General features: G+C 37.0%; 16 protein-coding genes. 8 read left to right on the forward strand and 8 right to left on the reverse strand.

The genetic code is table 11. From position 1 onward, the window contains the following. The first annotated feature begins 144 nt into the window (after nt 1-144). From QZ136_RS03370 to QZ136_RS03390, 5 genes are read left to right on the forward strand one after another with little or no spacing between them, the layout of a single operon-like run. Nucleotides 145-2,859, forward strand: coding sequence for a TonB-dependent receptor plug domain-containing protein (locus QZ136_RS03370; RefSeq protein WP_291400328.1), 2,715 nt, complete (start codon nt 145-147; stop codon nt 2,857-2,859). 2 nt (nt 2,860-2,861) lie between these two features. Further along, nucleotides 2,862-3,629: an enoyl-CoA hydratase/isomerase family protein gene (locus QZ136_RS03375; protein WP_291400330.1), complete on the forward strand. Its 768-nt coding sequence runs from the start codon at nt 2,862-2,864 to the stop codon at nt 3,627-3,629. A 1-nt stretch (nt 3,630) separates the two neighbouring features. Next, nucleotides 3,631-4,524, forward strand: a complete 894-nt coding sequence (locus tag QZ136_RS03380; RefSeq protein WP_291400332.1) for an SDR family oxidoreductase — start codon at nt 3,631-3,633, stop codon at nt 4,522-4,524. Nucleotides 4,525-4,531: 7 nt separating this feature from the next. Further along, a complete protein-coding gene (locus QZ136_RS03385; protein WP_291400334.1) occupies nt 4,532-4,918 on the forward strand; it encodes a RidA family protein in 387 nt (128 codons plus the stop codon). Nucleotides 4,919-4,958: 40 nt separating this feature from the next. Continuing rightward, nucleotides 4,959-5,240, forward strand: a complete 282-nt coding sequence (locus tag QZ136_RS03390; protein ID WP_291400336.1) for an ATP-dependent Clp protease adaptor ClpS — start codon at nt 4,959-4,961, stop codon at nt 5,238-5,240. A 63-nt stretch (nt 5,241-5,303) separates the two neighbouring features. Here QZ136_RS03390 and QZ136_RS03395 read toward each other — a convergent pair whose 3' ends face one another. Beyond that, nucleotides 5,304-6,425 carry a carbohydrate-binding family 9-like protein gene (locus QZ136_RS03395; protein ID WP_291400337.1) on the reverse strand — a complete coding sequence of 374 codons (1,122 nt, stop codon included), beginning with the start codon at nt 6,423-6,425 and terminating at the stop codon, nt 5,304-5,306. A 180-nt stretch (nt 6,426-6,605) separates the two neighbouring features. Between QZ136_RS03395 and QZ136_RS03400 the strand changes: the two genes are divergently transcribed. Beyond that, the gene (locus QZ136_RS03400; RefSeq protein WP_291400339.1) at nt 6,606-8,159 is read left to right on the forward strand and encodes a M20/M25/M40 family metallo-hydrolase; all 1,554 of its coding nucleotides are present in this window, start codon (nt 6,606-6,608) and stop codon (nt 8,157-8,159) included. Nucleotides 8,160-8,203: 44 nt separating this feature from the next. Here the strand turns inward: QZ136_RS03400 and QZ136_RS03405 are convergent, their stop codons facing one another. Beyond that, nucleotides 8,204-10,405: a radical SAM protein gene (locus QZ136_RS03405; protein WP_291400341.1), complete on the reverse strand. Its 2,202-nt coding sequence runs from the start codon at nt 10,403-10,405 to the stop codon at nt 8,204-8,206. A 171-nt stretch (nt 10,406-10,576) separates the two neighbouring features. Between QZ136_RS03405 and QZ136_RS03410 the strand changes: the two genes are divergently transcribed. Next, nucleotides 10,577-11,416 carry a S1-like domain-containing RNA-binding protein gene (locus QZ136_RS03410; protein WP_291400343.1) on the forward strand — a complete coding sequence of 280 codons (840 nt, stop codon included), beginning with the start codon at nt 10,577-10,579 and terminating at the stop codon, nt 11,414-11,416. 63 nt (nt 11,417-11,479) lie between these two features. Here QZ136_RS03410 and QZ136_RS03415 read toward each other — a convergent pair whose 3' ends face one another. From QZ136_RS03415 to uxaC, 6 genes are all read right to left on the reverse strand, one after another. Beyond that, nucleotides 11,480-11,941, reverse strand: a complete 462-nt coding sequence (locus QZ136_RS03415; RefSeq protein WP_291400345.1) for a MaoC family dehydratase — start codon at nt 11,939-11,941, stop codon at nt 11,480-11,482. Nucleotides 11,942-12,150: 209 nt separating this feature from the next. Beyond that, the gene (locus tag QZ136_RS03420; RefSeq protein WP_291400347.1) at nt 12,151-13,545 is read right to left on the reverse strand and encodes a putative oxidoreductase C-terminal domain-containing protein; all 1,395 of its coding nucleotides are present in this window, start codon (nt 13,543-13,545) and stop codon (nt 12,151-12,153) included. 74 nt (nt 13,546-13,619) lie between these two features. Then, on the reverse strand, nt 13,620-14,969 hold the full coding sequence (locus tag QZ136_RS03425; RefSeq protein WP_291400349.1) for a Gfo/Idh/MocA family oxidoreductase: 1,350 nt from the start codon (nt 14,967-14,969) through the stop codon (nt 13,620-13,622). Nucleotides 14,970-15,022: 53 nt separating this feature from the next. Next, on the reverse strand, nt 15,023-16,066 hold the full coding sequence (locus QZ136_RS03430) for a Gfo/Idh/MocA family oxidoreductase (protein WP_291400351.1): 1,044 nt from the start codon (nt 16,064-16,066) through the stop codon (nt 15,023-15,025). Nucleotides 16,067-16,150: 84 nt separating this feature from the next. Continuing rightward, nucleotides 16,151-17,452, reverse strand: coding sequence for an MFS transporter (locus tag QZ136_RS03435; protein ID WP_291400353.1), 1,302 nt, complete (start codon nt 17,450-17,452; stop codon nt 16,151-16,153). 53 nt (nt 17,453-17,505) lie between these two features. Then, the gene (gene uxaC / locus QZ136_RS03440; RefSeq protein ID WP_291400355.1) at nt 17,506-18,906 is read right to left on the reverse strand and encodes a glucuronate isomerase; all 1,401 of its coding nucleotides are present in this window, start codon (nt 18,904-18,906) and stop codon (nt 17,506-17,508) included. 219 nt (nt 18,907-19,125) lie between these two features. Between uxaC and QZ136_RS03445 the strand changes: the two genes are divergently transcribed. Further along, entirely contained in the window at nt 19,126-20,139 is a 1,014-nt protein-coding gene (locus tag QZ136_RS03445; protein WP_291400357.1) for a hypothetical protein, read from the forward strand. Nucleotides 20,140-20,157 lie beyond the last annotated feature (18 nt).

Below are 20,157 nucleotides of genomic sequence, written 5' to 3' on the forward strand. Positions count from 1 at the left end.
AATAATCTCCTTAATTTTTCGTAAATTATGATAAGCCTTAGTTTTTTTATTAAATTAAGGCTTTATTATTACGATAGAAATTAATAATAAAAGAAAATTTATAAAACAATAGTTTATTAGTTCTAACTCTTTAATAACAAAGTCATGAAAAAATACCTTATTTTAATATTTTCAATCATTATATCTGTTGTGGCATTAGGCTTTGTAAGAGAAGATGATCCAATAAAAAAGATACTTCAACAGCTAGAAAAATATCGCGTGCAATACCCTCAAGAGAAGGTACACCTGCATTTAGATAAGCCATATTATGCTATCGGCGACAATATTTGGTTTAAGGCTTATGTTGTAACTGCAGAAAAGAATGAATTATCCGATTTGAGCAAAATTCTGTATGTTGACCTCATTAATGAAGATGATTCTGTAAAACAATCCTTGACTTTACCCTTGCAGATAGGTCTTACTTGGGGTGATTTTGCCCTTAGCGATTCATTAGAAGAGGGCAATTATAGGATACGTGCCTATACCAGTTGGATGCGAAACTTCGATGAAGACTATTTTTTCGATAAAACAATTACCATTGGAAACTCCATATCAAATAAGGTAATTACACAAGCTGATTATACTTTTAGTAAGGATCCTAAAGGTCAAAGAGTTTTGGCTAATTTGAATTATAGCGATTTATCTGGTGCTCCAATAAGCAACAAAGAAGTAACTTATGAAGTTGTACTAGATTTTAGAAGCATTTTGAAGGGAAAAGCGGTAACGGATACAAATGGCACAGTTCAAGTGAGTTTTGTGAATAATCAGCCGTTTATTTTGAAATCTGGCAAGATCAATACCAATATCCGTTTAGACGAAAAAGCACTAGCAAGTAAAAGTTTTCTAGTTAAAACAACCTCAAATGAAACTGACGTACAGTTTTTTCCTGAGGGTGGCGATTTAATTGATGGTATTACTTCAAGAGTTGCCTTCAAAGCATTGGGCTCAGATGGCTTAGGCCTGCCTGTGAGTGGTTATATTGCAGATGAAAATCAAAACCGACTAATTGACTTTAATTCGGAGTTTGCAGGAATGGGCTCATTCAGATTTAAGCCATCAATATCGAATATCTATACTGCTCATATTATCTTTAAAGATGGTTCAGAAAAGAAGATTCCTCTTCCAAAGGTAAAGGCTAAAGGCTATGTACTGAGTGCCGATAATTCGGATTCAACAAGCCTCAAAATAAGGATTTCTAGTAATGAACTGCAAGCGCCAGATTCGGAATTGAAACTGGTAGCCCAAAGTAATGGACAGGTACTATTTGTATCTAAAAATAAAATGAGCAGTAGTATTTTCTCTTCGTCTATTCCAAAATCACGTTTTCCAACAGGTATATTACAATTAACATTGTTTTCACCTAATGATGAACCGGTTGCTGAAAGATTAGTATTCATTAATCACTCTGATCATTTAAATATTAAACTCAGTAGCGAAAAGCTTGACTACCAAAAAAGAGAAAAAGTAAAGCTTATGCTAGATGCTCAGGACAAACTCGGAAAACCAACAATGGGAAGTTTTTCAATCTCAGTAATTGATGAAACAAAAGTTCCTTTTGAGGAAGAGAATGAAACAACTATCATTTCAAATCTTTTATTAAGCTCTGATCTCAAAGGCTTTATTGAGAAGCCTAATTATTATTTCACCAGTATTGATGCAGACAAGGTTAGGCACCTCGATAATTTACTATTAACACAAGGATGGCGTCGATTTGAATGGAAAAATATTTTATCTGATAACTACCCTAGTATAGTATTTGAACCCGAAAATAGCATGCAGGTGAGTGGAGAAGTACGCTCCATGTCAGGTAAACCGATAATTGGCGGAAAAGTAACTTTATTTTCATCATCTGGCACCCAGTTTTTATTAGACACTTTAACCGATAAAAATGGGCGTTTCAAATTTGATAATCTTTTTTTCAATGATAGCACAAAATTCATCGTACAAGCAAGGAATGAAAAAGATAAAAAAAATGTAGAAATACTACTCGATAGGATTCCATCTCAAGTGGTTACAAAAAATAAAAACAATCCGATGGTAGAGATAAATGTAAATAAATCTATCTTTCCATACCTCAAAAATAGTCGCGAACAATATGACGATTTGAGAAAAAATGGACTCATTGCCAGAAACATTATGCTAGATGAGATAAAAATAGTTGAGAAGAAAGTAGAAGTAAAAAACTCATCCAATTTAAATGGGGCAGGCAGAGCTGACGACATAATTAAGGCAGAGCAGTTACAAAATTGTCTTACTATTGTTCAATGTATACAAGGCCGATTTGCAGGAATAACGGTCATGAATGACATAGTTTATGCAACTCGAAATATGACATCCTCTTTTTCTGGGCCGGTACCTATGCAAGTGATTATCGATGGTTCATTCGTTGAACCTGACTTTCTTTCTTCCATTAATCCTAATGATGTAGAAACTATCGAAATCTTAAAAAGCATTTCTAATACAGCAATTTATGGCATGAGAGGTAGTGGAGGTGTGCTTATTGTAAATACTAAACGAGGAGAGTACAATACAAATTACAGAAATTATGCCCCAGGAATTATAGGCTACAACCCAAGAGGATATTCTCAGGGGCGTGAGTTTTACTCACCAAATTATAGTGACCCAGCTACAAACACAAGAGTTGCTGACCTTAGATCTACTATTTATTGGAATCCGAATGTAATAATTAGTGATAGCACAGGAAAAGCTAGTGTTGAATTCTATAATTCGGATGGGAAAGGAAAATATAAAGCCATTGTTGAGGGGGTAAATATTGACGGAACTATTGGTAGACATATATTTAGATATAACGTTAAATAAACATGAACACGATAAAGGTTAATATAAAAGATAAAATTGCCGTCCTTTCATTAAATCGAGGTCGCTCGAATGCTATAAACGCAGAAATGGTAAATGAACTGCATCAAATGATCAGAAACATTGAGAATGATGATTCAATTGCAGGTTTAATTTTGACGGGTCAAGATGGATTTTTCTCTGCGGGCCTAGATCTAATCGAGCTTTTTGATTACGATGAGGAGACAATAAAAAGCTTTTGGATTGACTTTTTAGATCTTGTAACAAGCTTAGTTTCATTCAAAAAACCAATGATTGCAGCAATCAGCGGTCATAGTCCCGCAGGTGGCTGCGTGCTTGCCCTATGTTGCGATTATAGAATTATGGCTGAAGGTAAATTCATCATCGGCTTGAATGAAGTTCCAGTAGGAATCATTGTCCCGGAAAGCATTTTTCATCTTTATTCATTCTGGTTAGGTCAGCCAAATGCCTACCGTTTTTTACTAGAGGGCAAACTCTTAAATACACAGCAAGCTCTGGCTAGTGGTTTAATTGATGAGGTAGTCAATCCAGAAAGCATTTTACATGCTGCAGAACGCAAAATGCTGACTTATATTCAGTTGGAACGCAATACTTGGCAGCAGAGCAAGATGAATATGCGCAATGAGCTACTTAAAAAAGTTAGTCAAGATCCTACAGATATGCTTGGACCAATGCTGGCACAGTGGTGGTCGCCATCTACACGTTCCATCTTGAAAACAATAATTCAAAATTTACAACAAAAATCAGCCTAATATGTATAATGAACCTATGTTACGTGATGATGCCCTAAGTGGCAAAACAATAATAGTGACTGGTGGAGGCACTGGTTTAGGAAGAGCCATGAGCACCTATTTTCTAAAACTTGGGGCTAATGTGGTGATTACAAGTAGGAAATTGGATGTGCTCCTAAAGACAGCCTCAGAAATGGAAGAGGAAGCCGCTAGCAGCAATAAAACAGGTGCGAAGGTAATGGCAGTTCAATGCGATGTTCGAAAGCCTGAGGAGGTAGAAGAAGTGCTAAAAAAGACGTTAGAAAGTTTCGGACAGGTTCATGGACTATTAAATAATGCCGCCGGCAACTTTATTTCTCCTACTGAACGATTATCAGCGAATGCTTTTTCTACAATTATAGATATTGTATTGAAGGGGACTGCCAATTGCACCATGGCGGTAGGCAAGCATTGGATTAAAGAAAAACAAGCGGGAACAATTTTAAATATCGTTACCACTTATGCATTTACAGGCTCTGGCTACGTTGTGCCTTCAGCATGTGCAAAAGGTGGCGTATTGGCCATGACACGCTCATTAGCCGCAGAATGGGGTAAATATGGCATCAGAAACAATGCCATTGCTCCAGGTCCCTTTCCAACTAAAGGGGCATGGGACAGACTTCTTCCTGGAGATATGGCTAAAAAGTTTGATTTTAAAAATCGTGTACCATTAAAACGTGTAGGAGATCATCAGGAGCTTGCAAATTTGGCCGCTTTCATGATGTCTGATTTTTCAGGATATATCAATGGAGAAGTAATCACAATTGATGGAGGAGAATGGTTGCAGGGTGCTGGCCAGTTTAACGGACTCGAAGCTATAACTCCAGAGATGTGGGATATGCTTGAGATGATGACACGCTCGGCCAAAGGAAGTTAAATATTAAATGAAACGCGTCAATATATCATCTGGAGCAGTATGGGAGGATCTGGTAGGATATAGCAGAGCCGTACGTATAGGAAATCAAATAGAAATCTCAGGTACCACATCCGTTGACGGAGAAACGGTAATGGGAAAAGGCGACCTCTATTTCCAAACTATTTTCATCTTTCAGAAAATTGAAAAAACACTTACTGAAGCTGGTGCATCAATAAATGATGTGGTTCGTACGCGGATGTATGTTACTGATATCAGTAAATGGGAAGAAGCTGGCAGAGCACATTCCGAATTTTTCAAAGATATTAAACCAGCTACAAGCATGATAGAAATTAGTCGGCTAATCAACCCCGATCTGCTTATTGAAATTGAAGTAACAGCAATAATTCAAGAATAGTCCGTTTTTAAATTCAATTCCAAATTACGAACTTTGCAGAATGGGAACAGAGGTACAGGAAGAAACACTAACGCTTGAAGAAGTATTAGCAGCGTTAAAGGTTAATCATCGCCTGATACTTTGGAACGACGATACCAATACTTTTGAGCACGTTATAAGCTGCTTAGTAAAATACCTTGACTATACTGAAAAACAAGCTGAACGCATCGCATGGACTGTCCATAATGATGGTAAATGCACTGTTTTAGAGGGTTCTTATACAGAAGTTGAAATTTATAGGAAAATTTTACAGCAGGAAGGCTTAACGGTTACCGTAGATTAGAATAACACTTATCTTATAAAATTTTGATAGTTCTCGCCAGGCATTTAACTATAAAGTAGAAAACTACTTTACAGTTTGAACAAGACCTTCATCATTCAGAGAGAATGTATTTTTATCACTACCGATATACACCATGAACTGTCTGCTAGTTGCTTCCATCCAGAGCTTATTTTCAATACCTTTAAGATTAAAAGTACTGTCCTGAATGCCCAATTGACTTAGATTTGACGCATAGGTCTTATTTTTTTGCAAATATTCTTTCTGAAGATAATAAACATGCCACAGATGTTTTTTTTGGTCTTCAGAATATGGGATTGAATAATTAATAGTCTTAGCACCATCTTCAGGTTTACTGAAGAATAAATAGCCCCAACGCTCTGGAAAATGCATATTAACTACTCCTTGTGGAGACCAAACCCAATTATGTTCAGGAAGTACTTTAGCATTGGAATCCTTCAATTTGACATATTTACCATCCTTAATTTCTGTTAGCCACTGTACTCTTGAAAAATTAATACGCCAAAATTCACCATTGAGAGGAACTTTGGGATTAACACCAATAGTTACGGCGCCAAAAGGAATAAATATTTCTGTAGTCCAGCCTTTATCTATATCACTAGGGTCGTTTATTGTGCCCTGAACATCCACAGCCCACTTCATACCTGGTGCATTATAAACAATCATAGGGCCGCTACTATTTCGATATGGTTTTGGCATGAACAAATCGAACATGGTATTTAAAGCATTTATTTCAAACTCATAATATTGATGAGTATCGTTACTGGGATCTATAAAAATTTCGAAATCATTATCGTAAAAAACGATATCATCATAATTTTTTAGGTTTGCCCAAACGTGAGGATCGAGTAATTCGGCAGCAATATAAAGTCCTTTATCATCCCATGTCATTTTAGTGCGGGTATTCCATAAAGGCAGAGGTTTTTTGTCGCCCTCAATATCCGCGAAATTATCTGTCCATGGTATATTTTGCCATAACTCATCATCCAATTTCCCATCAATTATAGGCGCTTTTGCATTATAAACTACGGTATATTGCTTAGGATTTGTGAAAAGATGCTCCATTCCAGAGAAATTTGATTGAGCAAAAGAAGAATAAATTTGAGAAATGAAGAATAGACTTAGAAGTTTAAAGATATTTGGGGTAGAAAGGGAAATTGGAACCATTTGATAATTTTTAAACAATGAAAATTAACAAGAATTATTGAAAAATTATAAAAACCATAACAATAATACAAAATGAACAAAGATTAGCACTATTGTAATATTTACATAGCTTAATCTTCCTATCAAAGCTTTTTTATATCTTAGATAAGATAACCTAATTTTATTAGACCAATTAATTCCATGAGAAAATCATTTTACCTTCTATCACTTTCCTTGATATTATCGGGAAGTCAAATTTATGCCCAGAGTAAAGATCCTGTAGTACAGGCTATTATCAAAGAGGCGAGTGAAAATTCACAATTAAAAAAATTAGCACATGAGCTAACTGATGGTGTTGGACCAAGGCTTGTTGGAACTCCACAAATGAAGCAAGCACATGATTGGGCAGTTTCAAAATACCAGAGCTGGGGCATTTCTGCTAAGAATGAGCAGTGGGGCGAATGGCGTGGCTGGGAACGAGGAATTACCCATATTGATATGGTTCATCCACGCGTAAAATCTCTTGAGGGAATGCAATTAGCGTGGAGTCCTTCTACTTCAGGTAAAACCGTAACTGGCGAGACAATTATCATCGCAGATCTTGCTGATTCGGTTGCTTTTAAAAACTGGCTACCATCAGTAAAAGGAAAATTTGTAATGATTTCTATGCAACAGCCTACTGGTAGAGATGATAAAAATTGGGAAGAATTTGGCACCAAAGAATCTTTCGAAAAAATGAAGGCTGAGCGCACGAAAGCTGGTGCTGAATGGAGAAATCGTTTAAGCAAAACTGGATTAAGTGGAAAAAATCTTGCTTTAGCACTTGAAAAAGCAGGTGCTGCTGGTGTTATCACCTCAAACTGGTCGGCGGGTTTTGGCGTAAACAAAATTTTTAGCGCTCAAACAACAAAAATTCCGACTATAGATATTGCTCTTGAAGATTATGGCATGCTATACCGACTAGCTGAATCAGGTGTTGGACCGAAAATCAGTGTTCGCACCGATTCAAAAGAATTGGGTATGGTTCCAACATTCAATACTATTGCTGAAATTAAAGGGACAGAAAAGCCTGAGGAATATGTTATTCTTTCAGCACACTTCGATTCTTGGGATGGTGGAACTGGAGCAACTGATAATGCTACTGGAACAATCACCATGCTTGAAGCAATGAGAATATTGAAAAAAGTGTATCCAAACCCAAAGAGAACAATCCTTGTTGGGCATTGGGGTAGCGAAGAGCAAGGTTTAAATGGTTCAAGAGCATTTGTTGCAGATCATCCTGAAATTGTAAAAAATATACAAGCTGTTTTCAATCAAGATAATGGAACAGGAAGAGTAGTAGATCTTTCAGGTCAAGGCTTTTTACATGCTTATGACTACCTAAACAAATGGTTAAACCCTGTTCCTTCAGCCATCCGCTCTGAGATAAAATCAAATTTCCCAGGCAGCCCTAGCGGTGGTGGTTCTGATTATGCTTCCTTTGTAGCAGCAGGCGCTCCAGCATTCTCTTTAAGCTCACTAAGCTGGTCTTACGGAAACTATACTTGGCATACCAATCGCGATACTTATGATAAAATAGTATTTGATGATGTTCAAAACAATGCCATTTTAACTGCGATATTAACTTATATGGCTAGTGAAGATCCTGAAAGAGCTTCAAATGAAAAGAGTGTTTTACCTATCAACCCTCGCTCAGGCGAGAGAACTAATTGGCCAACCACACGTGAGCCAACTCGTAAAGGTGGAGTAAATTAATTTTTTAATGTTGGCAGGGTGTTGATTTATCGCCCTGCCAACATTTATAATACTAATAAATCAGACTGCTGACGTAGTGTATTTATTGCTTTCCCATACCAAAAAGGCTCAAAATCAAGCCCTAAACCCGCTTCAAAATCTTCTTTTGCTTTTTTAAAGGTCATTAATTCTGTCGAATCTGTAGAACACATTGGTATAAATTTATAGAGCCATTCTCCCTGCTCTTTTTCGATTTGAATACTAAAACTTTCTCTTTTATTAAAAAATTTAAGTTCAGACATTTCCCATTGCCTACCTTTTTTGCTTTTAGTAAAATATGAAATTTCGGGTTTGGCACCTAGCCAAACAATCTTAGCATCTGGTTTAATTAGAAAAGTATCCTCAGTAGATAAACACTTAAAAATATATTGTGGATCAACTTTTGTCTTGGGTACTTTATGTTCAAACCACTCTTGCAATGGATAATCAAAACAAATACCATGCATATAATTAAACAATGATTTTTTAAGTCCGTAGCTAAAAAGCTCATGATCCGTACCTGTTTTATCAATATGTACAATGTCATTATTCGCAAATGTTCCAGTCGATCCACAAGCTTTTTCAACCTTGAAATTTTCGGGGTACATGCCTACTGGACTATGAGCAGTCATGGCAAATTGATGCCAAAATGCCGATTGCAATACTCCAGCTTCAAACATCTGTCTTACCATTTCGAGTGAATCGATAGTTTCTTGAGCAGTTTGCGTAGGGAAACCATACATCAAATAAGCGTGCACCATAACCCCCGATTCGGTAAAATTATGACATACCCGAGCTACCTGCTCTACGGTAACACCTTTTTGAATGAGTTCCAGTAAACGGTCGGACGCTACTTCTAAGCCCCCAGAAACGGCAATACAACCTGAAGCTTTCAATAAAGAACAAAGATCCTTGGTAAAACTCTTTTCAAAGCGAATGTTAGTCCACCAAGTAACCGTTAACTTACGCCTCAAAATTTCAAGCGCCAAAGAGCGCATTAATGCTGGAGGTGCGGCTTCATCCACAAAATGAAAACCACGCTCACCTGTTTGCGCAATCATTTGCTCCATTCGATCGCAGAGTAAAGAAGCCGCAATAGGCTCATATATTTTGATGTAATCGAGCGAAATATCACAGAATGTGCATTTACCCCAATAGCAGCCATGGGCCATGGTGAGTTTATTCCACCTGCCATCACTCCACATACGGTGCATCGGGTTAACCACCTCAATTACAGATATATACTGACCCATCAATAGGTCTGAATAATCAGGAGTGCCCGTTTCAAATTGTTTATAATCTGGCGATTTACTGCTATTGCAATACCTTACTTCTCCATCAATCAGTACAAAAGTTCTTTTTAAATCAGAAATTTCACGCTTCCCATCCAACAATTCAATTAAATGCTCAACAGGAGCTTCCCCATCATCGAGACAAATAAAATCTAAGAACTCAAATACACGAGCATCAGAGATTGAACGTAATTCGGTATTGGGAAAGCCACCACCCATCGCAATTTTTACTTGCGGATATTCCATTTTAAGCCATTGAGCAATTCGGAAGGCAGCATATAAATTCCCCGGAAAGGGAACCGATAATGAAACCATTTCAGGATTCACTACGTTCATTTTCTCTTCCAACAATCTAATTAAAATCTTGTCGGTGAAGGTTAAATCCCCTTGTAAAGCTTCGTAAAGCTCATCGAAGCTATTAGCAGAACGCCCTAAACGCTCGGCATACCTGCTAAAACCAAAATTAGGATCTACACATTCTACAATAAAATCAGAAATATCTTCCAAGAAAAGAGTGGCAAGGTGTTTGGCTTTATCTTGCGTACCCATGGTTCCAAAGGCCCAATCGAGCTCCTCCATTTGTTCAAAACGGGATGCTTCGGGTAGAAAATCTTCCTGACAAATAAGATGTGATAATGTTGGATTATGACCTTGTAAAAATGAAATTACCGCATCAATTTTGTGGATATAATGCTCTTTGAGGGCAAAAATTCGCTTTGCATTATCCGTTAATTCCTCATGAGGGATTTTAATTTCATTGAAAAGATTTTCTAGACCAGCTCTAGAAAAAAGGGCTAAAATAACTTCAATCCCAAGATCTGCTTGAAAAGCTGAAATACCTTTTGTATTCAGAAAACCCTTTAAATAAGCTGTTGCCGGATAGGGCGTATTAAGCTGAGTGAAGGGCGGAGTTATTAAAAATATCTTATTTGCCAATTTGTTATTAATTGAATGTTTAATCCTGCATAAAAACAATTTCAATCAAAGGTATTGTAAATAAATTAGATGGAGCATGCATCCCAAAAATTATGGAATATTCCTTTTTTAGCCTTATAAATTTCAATAATCTGCTTTTTCGTATCTTTGCAGGATATTTAAGCAGAAAACATGATAGAGATCGGAAAGTTTAACGAATTAAGGTTTACAAAAAAGACTGAGGCCGGTCTCATTTTAACAGATGGGGAGAAAGAAGTGCTCCTGCCCTTTGTTAATGCTCCTGAGGATGCTCAAATTGGGGATAACCTCCATGTTTTTACATACATTCACAGCGATGGTAGAATAATGGCTACCACAGAAACCCCGATTGCACAAGTAGATGAGTTTGCATTACTTACTGTTGTTGATGTAACAGAACAAGGTGCTTTTATGGACATGGGTATCGGTAAAGATGTATTTGTGCCAGAGCGCGAGCAGAAGCGCCCAATGCAAATCGGACAAAAATATGTTGTTTATCTATATACCGATGAACGCAGTGATCGCATTACAGCATCTTCTCGCTTAAGCGATTTTATTGATCAGGATGAGCATGATTTGGAAGAAGGAGATGAAGTTCGCTTATTAATTACTGAAGAAAGTGATTTAGGATATAGTGCCATCATCAACCAAAGATTTATGGGTTTATTATACCATAATGAAGTTTTTGAAGATTTAAAACCAGGTGATCAAAAAAGAGGTTGGATTAAAAAAATTAGAGAAGGCAATAAAATTGATTTGAGCCTTCAAGTGATTGGATTTAAGCATATTCTCGATCTTAAAGATAGCTTGATGATTGAGCTTGAAGAGTGCGGTGGATCGATTGCTTTAGGTGATAAAAGTTCACCAGAAGATATTTATAACCGATTGAAAATTAGCAAGAAAGCGTTTAAAAAGGCTGCAGGAAGCTTATATAAAGAAAGATTAGTAGAGATTTCAGATTTTGAAATTAAACTAGTCCCGAAAGCTCGCTAAAACTATTAAAAAAGGCTCTAATAAATTAGAGCCTTTTTATTTAAGACAAATTTTATAGCGTTCTTACTCTGTAAAATGGTAAAGAAATACCACATCCCCTTTAAATGCGGGCTTTGCCTGACCAACAATTTCGAGCTCGGCACCAATTGTAGCCTTGCAAACACCTCTAAGATTTACAATAGAAACAAGAGTTGCCCTTAAACGCACTTCACTATCCACAAGTACTGGCTGGCCAAATTTTAGGTTATCAATCCCATAATTGATTTCCATCTTTAAATTTTGTACATCAACCACTTGCTTCCATAAGTAGGGAATAAGCGAAAGCGTTAAATAGCCATGCGCAATAGTAGCTTTAAATGGCCCCTCGTTTGCTGCACGCTCCGGATCAGTATGAATCCACTGATGATCAAGTGTGGCATCAGCAAATTGCCCTATTTGCTCCTGTGTGATTTTATGCGCTTCGGAAACACCTAACTCTTTACCCAAAAAAGACTCAAACTCATTGAAATTTCTAATAATCTGCATAAAAAATATGTTTTGTAAAATAGAATTAAGGTCAAATTTTGCTCAAAATAGCAAATTTGATTTTCCCTAGCATTAATTAAGCATTAAAAAATCAGTCTTGAAACGGATTTTCGTTGAATATAAAAAGAATATCGAATTAATATTAATTAAAAAGAAATATTTTTTATTAGATGAATGGCTGTTTAGAAATTCGTTCACTCTAAAAAATATCATTTTAAACCTAAAGCTATTTCGCGCGCCTTAGTAGTGGTATAATATTTCGCAATCATATTGGGCACTTCCCATTCTGGCAATTTTCCATCCTTTAAAAATTGGAGATATTTTGTTGTTACTTGGGCAAAATGATCCTCATGACTTACTTTATAAGTATCAGGAATAATTACCTCCCAGCCATTCGCTACTTTTTTAAGTTCAAGGCCTAGATATTGTTTTTGAATTTGTTTTAAGTCGGCCATTAGTGCCTTTTCAAACAATTTCAAATCTGTATTTTCTCTCGGCTCAATGTACAAAGCAGGTTTAAAGTTTTGTTCCTTACCCTGCTTAATGATTACACTAGCCTTGGTGCCTCTCATCACAGAGAAGTGAGTATCGCCAGTCCCTTCGGGTGCTTGAAAATCCCAGGTAACTGATATTTTAGCATGAATGCCTTTTAGACGATAATTGATTTCACCATTCGAGTAGGGACTTAAAATTCCATTTTTCACATCTGATTTCAGAAATTCAGGAAATTCCTTTTTCTGCGTAACCTTTTCGAATTGCTCTGCATTTATGCTTGTCTGCCATCTTCTAGCTGAGACAATCTCAATATCTTTCTTATAATCTAAAATTTGATTGGGAAAACATTCCCATTGCACCAAATCAACAAGGTGCGTGGTGATATCCGTGATACCTTCACCTTGTTGTTTCACATCAAAAAACCATGTTGGTCTAACCAAAGGTTTTCCCGATACATTTTTATAAAAATGATGCACACTTACTTTAGTTACGGAAGGGTTTTCAGGGCTACCCTTTTCGAGCTGACCAAATGCCGAAAGATGCGCAAACTCCTTCTGAAGCATGGTGTTAATCTCATACCTTTCGGTCATGATATCATATAAAAGAACATTATTTTTTTTAGCACTTTCAAAAGCTTGAACAAGTTTATTGAAACCATCTAGATCAATTGCCATGGGCTTATCGGCAAGAACATGGAGACCAGCTTCTACAGATTTGGCGATATAATCAGTCTTCCTTTGATTATTACCGGCAATAACTACCACATTTCCAGCCTTTTCGGATAACATTTTATCCAAAAAATCAGGGCCTGTATAAATTTTCTCTTGCCACAGCGTGGGATTTTCTGGACGTGAATTATAGCCATCTACCAAATTAAGGTGCGATTTTAATTCTTGACCCTCAGGGGCATAAACGTGAACCACAGAATCTACATTCTCGTACATTGACTTCTGTACCAAGGCCGAGTGGAAATGCCCGGGGTCGAGCGTAATCAATTTTATTTTATCGATACTTTGGCTAGATGATTGGTTATTTTTAGTTGTGCAGCCAAAAGAGATTATCATCACGAAATTTATAAAAAGAAGGTTTTTAAGATTAATTTTTATCATTTTTCAAAAATTTTTAAGCAATATCATTTCCAAACAAATGAAATTTTATAAGTGTTAGAATTCCCTGCAAAAGCCTAAACCTTAGGCTCCCAACCTTTTTGATATTCTCTAGTCCACAGTTTCATAGCCTTAGGATCATTCAAAATACGGCCATTCATAGGGTCAACCTGAAGGGTTTTACCGCTACGTTGAGCAATATTGCCCAACTGGCATAAAAGTGTGCTCTTATGGCCTCCATCGATGTCGGAAGCCAAGGGCTCTCCATGTTTTATTGCGGCAAAGAAATTCTGAAGGTGAAAAGCATCCAATTGTTGCGATGGATTACTTAGATTATTAGGATCTACCTTCACCTCATTTTTGACTTCCTTGATTAGATTATTTTTAAGATCAAATACCTTGTAGGAATTACCAGCACCAATCACCATGGTGCCATTTTCGGCATAGAAAATTACGCCAACTGTACTTCCTTCAATTGGGAAAGGGTTGCAGCTTCTGCCTTCCCAGCTGATGGTGGATTTATTGTCAAACTCAATGGTAATATTTTGTGTATCGGGAGTTTCCCAATCATCTTGATAGCGGTATCTACCACCAGCGGAGCTCACCTTTGTTGGATAATCCACTTGTAATCCCCAACGCGCCAAATCAATCATGTGCGTTCCATTATTTAATGATTCGCCGGTGCCCCAATGCCAAAACCAATGCCAATTATAATGAATCAAATTATCCTTAAACTCCCGCCTCGGTGCTGGTCCTTGCCATAAATCATAATCAAGCCAGTCGGGCACAGGCGCAACTTTACCAACTCCAATAGATGGGCGATTATTGCTATACCAGGTTTTTGCATAGTAAGGGCGACCGATAATTCCGGCATGCAACTCCTTAATTGCGGAGTGAATATTTGGCCATGATCGTCGCTGGTTGCCCATTTGAATAATATTTTTATACTTATTTACTGCGGCAACAAGCATTTCTCCTTCATGGGGATTATGGCTACATGGTTTTTCAAGATACACATGCTTTCCGGCGGCAGAGGCTAATAATGCAGCTGGGGCATGCCAATGATCGGGAGCAGCAATCACTAAGGCATCCAAATCTTTATCTTCCAATGATTTTCTGAAATCAGCCTGAGCTTTAGGTGTAATCCCTTGAATTTGAGCTACATTGGCAATGCATTTATCTGCAGCACGTTTATCTACATCATTAATATATCGGACTTCACAATTCTTTTGAGCCGCAAAATTTGAGGCTAGGGCTAAACCGCGGCTGTTGACCCCCATCACAGCTACTTGGATACGCTCATTAGCACCAAGAATTCGGGCATAGCTTTTAGCACTAAAGCTAGGCAAAACACCTCCAAAAGAAAGCACTGCAGCTCCTGTTAATGTTTTTTTGATAAATTTTCTGCGGTTTTCAGAATTTTCCATTTCGATATTTTTCAGAAAAGGTAAACGATAAATTTTATTTCAGAATAATTGATTTAAGACCTTATTAAAGAAGCTCTTTCAAACATAGAATCAATACTTACGGGTGCTCCACCTCTTTTTTTACTCTCATCTGCTGCTTCCATAAAAGCACAAATTTCTAAAGTTTCGGATGCGCTAACTGGTACAATTCCCGTTTTAAAAAAATCTGTAATTTGTGCAAGAAGCGGATTATAACCCTCATAATCACCAATTTGGGCTATTCCCTTCTCTGCAAAGACAGTCCCGCCATAGCCCGATTTACCACTGCGCGTTCCCCGAAATGTTCCTATACGACCATCACGCCAAGTACCTGTAACTATTTCTGTATCAGCAGTGCTTACCCGCACTACCTCCTTACAAGCGGTCCCCATTAATGTAAATAGTGATTCAACACCATGAATACCGTACCAAAATAAATCAGGATGCGTACTTTCAACAACACAAGGACTATAGGTATCTGCACCTAGAATTTTACCTAATTTTCCAGCGGCCAGCGACTGAGCGCCAGAGGTATATCTTAAAGAAGAAGAAGAAAAAACACTAACATTTGCCTTTTTTGCGGCAGTAAAAATCGCAGCAGCATCTTTAAGTGAAGCCGCAATTGGTTTATCGATAAAGAATCGTTTCCCAGATTTGATAACTTCCAAAGCTTGTTCAAGATGCATACGGCCATCATTCGTTTCTAAGAGTACAAAATCAACCTTCTTTAATAAATCAGCAATAGAATCTGTTATCTCCACCCCCAAATTTTTCATTTCAAGAGTATAAGGCGCGATTCTATCATAGCTGCTTTTTATTTCTTTACTCCCATAAGGATAGGCCGCTACAACCTTAAAACCACTAAATTCTGGTCCCGCAGCCGGATTATTAAGAGCTTTAGTAAAGGCAATGCTATGCGAAGTATCCAATCCGATAATGCCTACACGAGTACCTTCAGCTAAATTGCCTTTCCATTTAGGATATACACTTTCAGCAAATCCTTGAACACCTAATCCCATACCCGCTACCGCTATAGCGGAGCTTTTTATAAAAAATCTGCGGTTTTGATTTGATTTCATATTTGATAGAAAATCGATTAATATATTAAATAGTTAATTTACAGCATTTTAGCGTAAGAAATAAAAATATTTTAAACTACAAGACTATTTTTTAGGCGCATGGATAGGAGTCATTTTAGGCGCTAGAACCCTAAACATTAAAAACCAAGCAATTAAATAAGCTGTTCCGCAGAATAAGAAAAGAATATAATAACCGGTTTGAACATCATTCTGAGCTTTATAATAATCGAGCAAGGCACCTGCTGTTTTTGCCACGGTAATACTTCCAAAGCCACCCACCATACCTCCAATTCCGATTACAGCACCGATAGATTTTTTAGGGAACATATCAGAAACGGTAGTTAAAATATTTGCAGACCATGCTTGGTGAGCTGCCATGGCTACCCCAATAATAAATACAGCGTACCACATATTGTATGAACCTGCAGCTTGTGAAAACATGACCAAAATAGGGAATACAGCGTAAATTAGCATAGAAGTTTTTCTAGACCTTACCATATCCCAGCCTTTAGTATTTGTAAACCACATAGGAAGCCATCCACCAGCAACGCTACCTACACCTGCCATCATATACACAACGGCAACAGGGAAGCTGATTTCCAATCCAACCAATTTATATTCAGAGATTAAAAAAGCAGGTAGCCAGAAGAGGAAAAACCACCAAACGCCATCCGATAAAAATTTACCAACAGCAAAAGCCCATGTTTGTTTGTAGGTTAGCAATTTACTCCATGGAATATCCTCCTCAGAGTTACTTCCATCGGCTTTCTCAAAATCAGCGTCACTTTGAATATGTTCAAGCTCTGCGGCATTAACCAATTTATGTTTAGAGGGCGCACGATATAATAAAAACCAAAAAATAAGCCAAACAAAACCTACAGCACCCGTAGCAATGAATGCCATTTGCCAGCTGTAGGTCAAAGCAAGCCATGGGACGATTAAAGGGGCAATTACAGCTCCGATATTAGTCCCGCTATTAAAAATGCCTGTAGCGAAGGCTCTTTCCTTTTTAGGAAACCATTCGGCGACCACTTTAATAGCTGCAGGGAAGTTACCCGCTTCTGTAACACCTAAAAAAGCCCTAGCTACACCGAAGCCAAAAGTTGAGCTAGCAAAAGCATGCATGATAGAAGCAATACTCCAAAGAACTAATGAAATAGCATAGCCTAATTTACTACCAATTTTATCAATGACACTTCCCACACCCAGCATACCGAATGCATAGGCCAATTGAAATGCAGCAACAATATTTGAATAATCTGATTCGCTCCAATCAAATTCTTTTTCAAGTGTAGGCTTCAGAAGACTAATTACCTGCCTATCAAGATAATTGATTGTGGTAGCGAAAAAAACGAGTGCACAGATGGTCCAACGATAATTTGTCATTGGTTGTGGATTTGTTAAAATAGGCTTTTTCAAATCATTAAGTATTATCGTGATTAAGAATTAAAATATTTCTTAGCGTTAAAGTAGCAAATATTTTCAACCATTTTTCCAAGCCATTCAATATCATTTGGAAGCTCCCCATTTTCAACATCATGGCCAATAAGATTACAGAGGATTCTTCTAAAATATTCATGCCTTGGATAAGATAAGAAACTTCTAGAATCTGTTATCATTCCCACAAATCGACCCAATAAACCCATATTTGATAGTGCATTGAGCTGATTGATCATTCCCATTTTTTGATCAAGGAACCACCAAGCTGCTCCAAATTGCATTTTTCCGGCTATAGTACCATCATTAAAATTACCAACCATTGTGGCAAGCATTTCATTATCTGCGGGATTAAGGTTATAAAGGATGGTTTTAGCTAATCTGTCAGAAGAATCAAGCTTATTTAAAAATTTTGATAAATTTTTGGCTTGCGAGAAATCACCGATAGAGTCGAAACCTGTATCGGGTCCTAATTGACTTAAAAGTCTTGAGTTATTATTCCTTAAAGCACCAAGATGATATTGCTGTACCCAGCCTTTTTCATGATCCCAATGAGCAAGATTAATTAGCATGCAGGACTTAAACTTTATTAATTCAGTAGGATTTAGGCTATGGCAACCTAAAATCTTTTGAAAGATCAACTCTAATTCGCAATCATTATATTCTTCACAATACATTTGCTCTAGCCCGTGATCAGAAACGGTACAGCCCATTTCGGCAAAAAAATCGTGGCGGGTTTTAAGCGCTTGGAGATAGCTTTTGAAATTATCAATTGGTAAATCTGTTAATATACTTAGCTTCTGGATATATGCCTGAAGAGCTAATACATCTTCAGCATTCATGGCCTTATCGGGGCGGAAGGAAGGTAAAACTTTAGTTGAAAAACCATCCATTTTAATTTTTTGATGAGAAAGCAAATCGTCTAATGGATCATCTGTTGTACCAATGCTTTCGACATTCATTTTTTGAATGAGTCGCCGAACAGAATATTCGGGAGTTTGAAGTTTAGCGGAGCATTCATCATATATTTTTTTTGCGGTAGCTGGAGATAAAATATCATACACATCAAAATATCGTTGAAGTTCGAGGTGTGTCCAGTGGTATAGTGGGTTTCTTAAGGTGTATGGGACTGTTTCGGCCCACTTTTCAAATTTTTCAAAATCAGAAGCATTACCAGTAATGTATTTTTCATCAATACCATTGGCACGCATTGCACGCCATTTATAATGGTCGCCATAGAGCCAAATCTGAGTCAGGTTTTCAAAATTTGCATCCTCAGCAATTTGATCTGCTGATAAATGACAATGATAATCGATAATTGGCAATTTGGCGGCAAAATTGTGATAAAGCATTTTTGCCGTACTCGATTCTAATAAAAACTCCTGATCTAAAAATTTCTTCATTTGATTATGCTACTCTATTTTATTGATGTTGATTAAATCCATTTTAATAAATTATTACTATAGAAACCAATTTAACTGGCTAAAAATAAATGGACGATTGTTTATCGTTCATTTTATGAATTTATACATAATTGATTAAAAAAATGCATTCTAATTAATTCTATTTGTTACATAAAACAAAATGATAATGTGACAGTTATTTAGGGTATACTTTCATGTATGAACTCGCTAGCAATTTTAATTATTGGATTTGCATTATGTGCTGCTTTGATTACATACAGTGGGACTCGATTATCAAAGTATGGCGATATTATTGCAGAATTAACGGGGATGGGCAAAGCCTGGATGGGCTTAATTTTAATGGCTGCTGTAACATCCCTTCCGGAATTATTTACTGGTATTAGCGCAATAATCATAATAGATTCGCCAGATATTGCTGTTGGAGGAATCATGGGAAGTTTATCATTCAACCTACTTATACTAGCTGTTTTAGATTATTTTGTACCGGGTAAACCCCTTTCATCAGTAGTTACTAAAAGTCATGTTTTAGCAGGCTTTTTTGGTATGATTCTCATTATTACTTCAATAATTGGAATACTATATGGCGATTTGATGCCTGATTTTGGCTGGTTCAGTACTTTCCCATTTATCCTGATCACAATTTACCTTATAACGATAAGAGTTATCTACGAGAATGATCATCGATTTTCAACTGGAATAACAAATGATAAAATAGAGTCAAAAAGGGAATATAAGGGAGTTAACTTAAAGGTAGCGATTAGACGATATATATTAAATGCTACTTTAGTGGTAATTGGAGCGTTATTATTACCATATTTTGCCGACAATCTTGCAACGATTACAGAGATGAGTCAATCATTTGTTGCTACTCTTTTAGTAGCTGCAACAACTTCTCTACCCGAGTTAGTAATTTCGATTGCCGCAGTAAGATTGGGTAATATTGATATGGCAGTAGGAAATTTGTTGGGAAGCAATATTTTCAACATGCTTATTCTGGCTTTTGATGATTTATTGTACACAAAAGGCAAATTGCTGCTTGAAGGCGATCCAAATCATGCGCTTAGCGGATTAGTAACCTTGCTGATGACTGCTGTGGTGGGAGTTAGTATACTCATCGAATCACCCAAAAAGAGGTTTGTATTGGGAATTGACGCCATAATAATCATTGCCTTATATGCCGCTTTAATTTATTCCCTCTACCAATTAGGGTAAAATAAGCCAATAACTAAA

The sequence above is a fragment of the Daejeonella sp. genome (genome assembly GCF_017495225.1).
Lineage (GTDB): Bacteria > Bacteroidota > Bacteroidia > Sphingobacteriales > Sphingobacteriaceae > Daejeonella.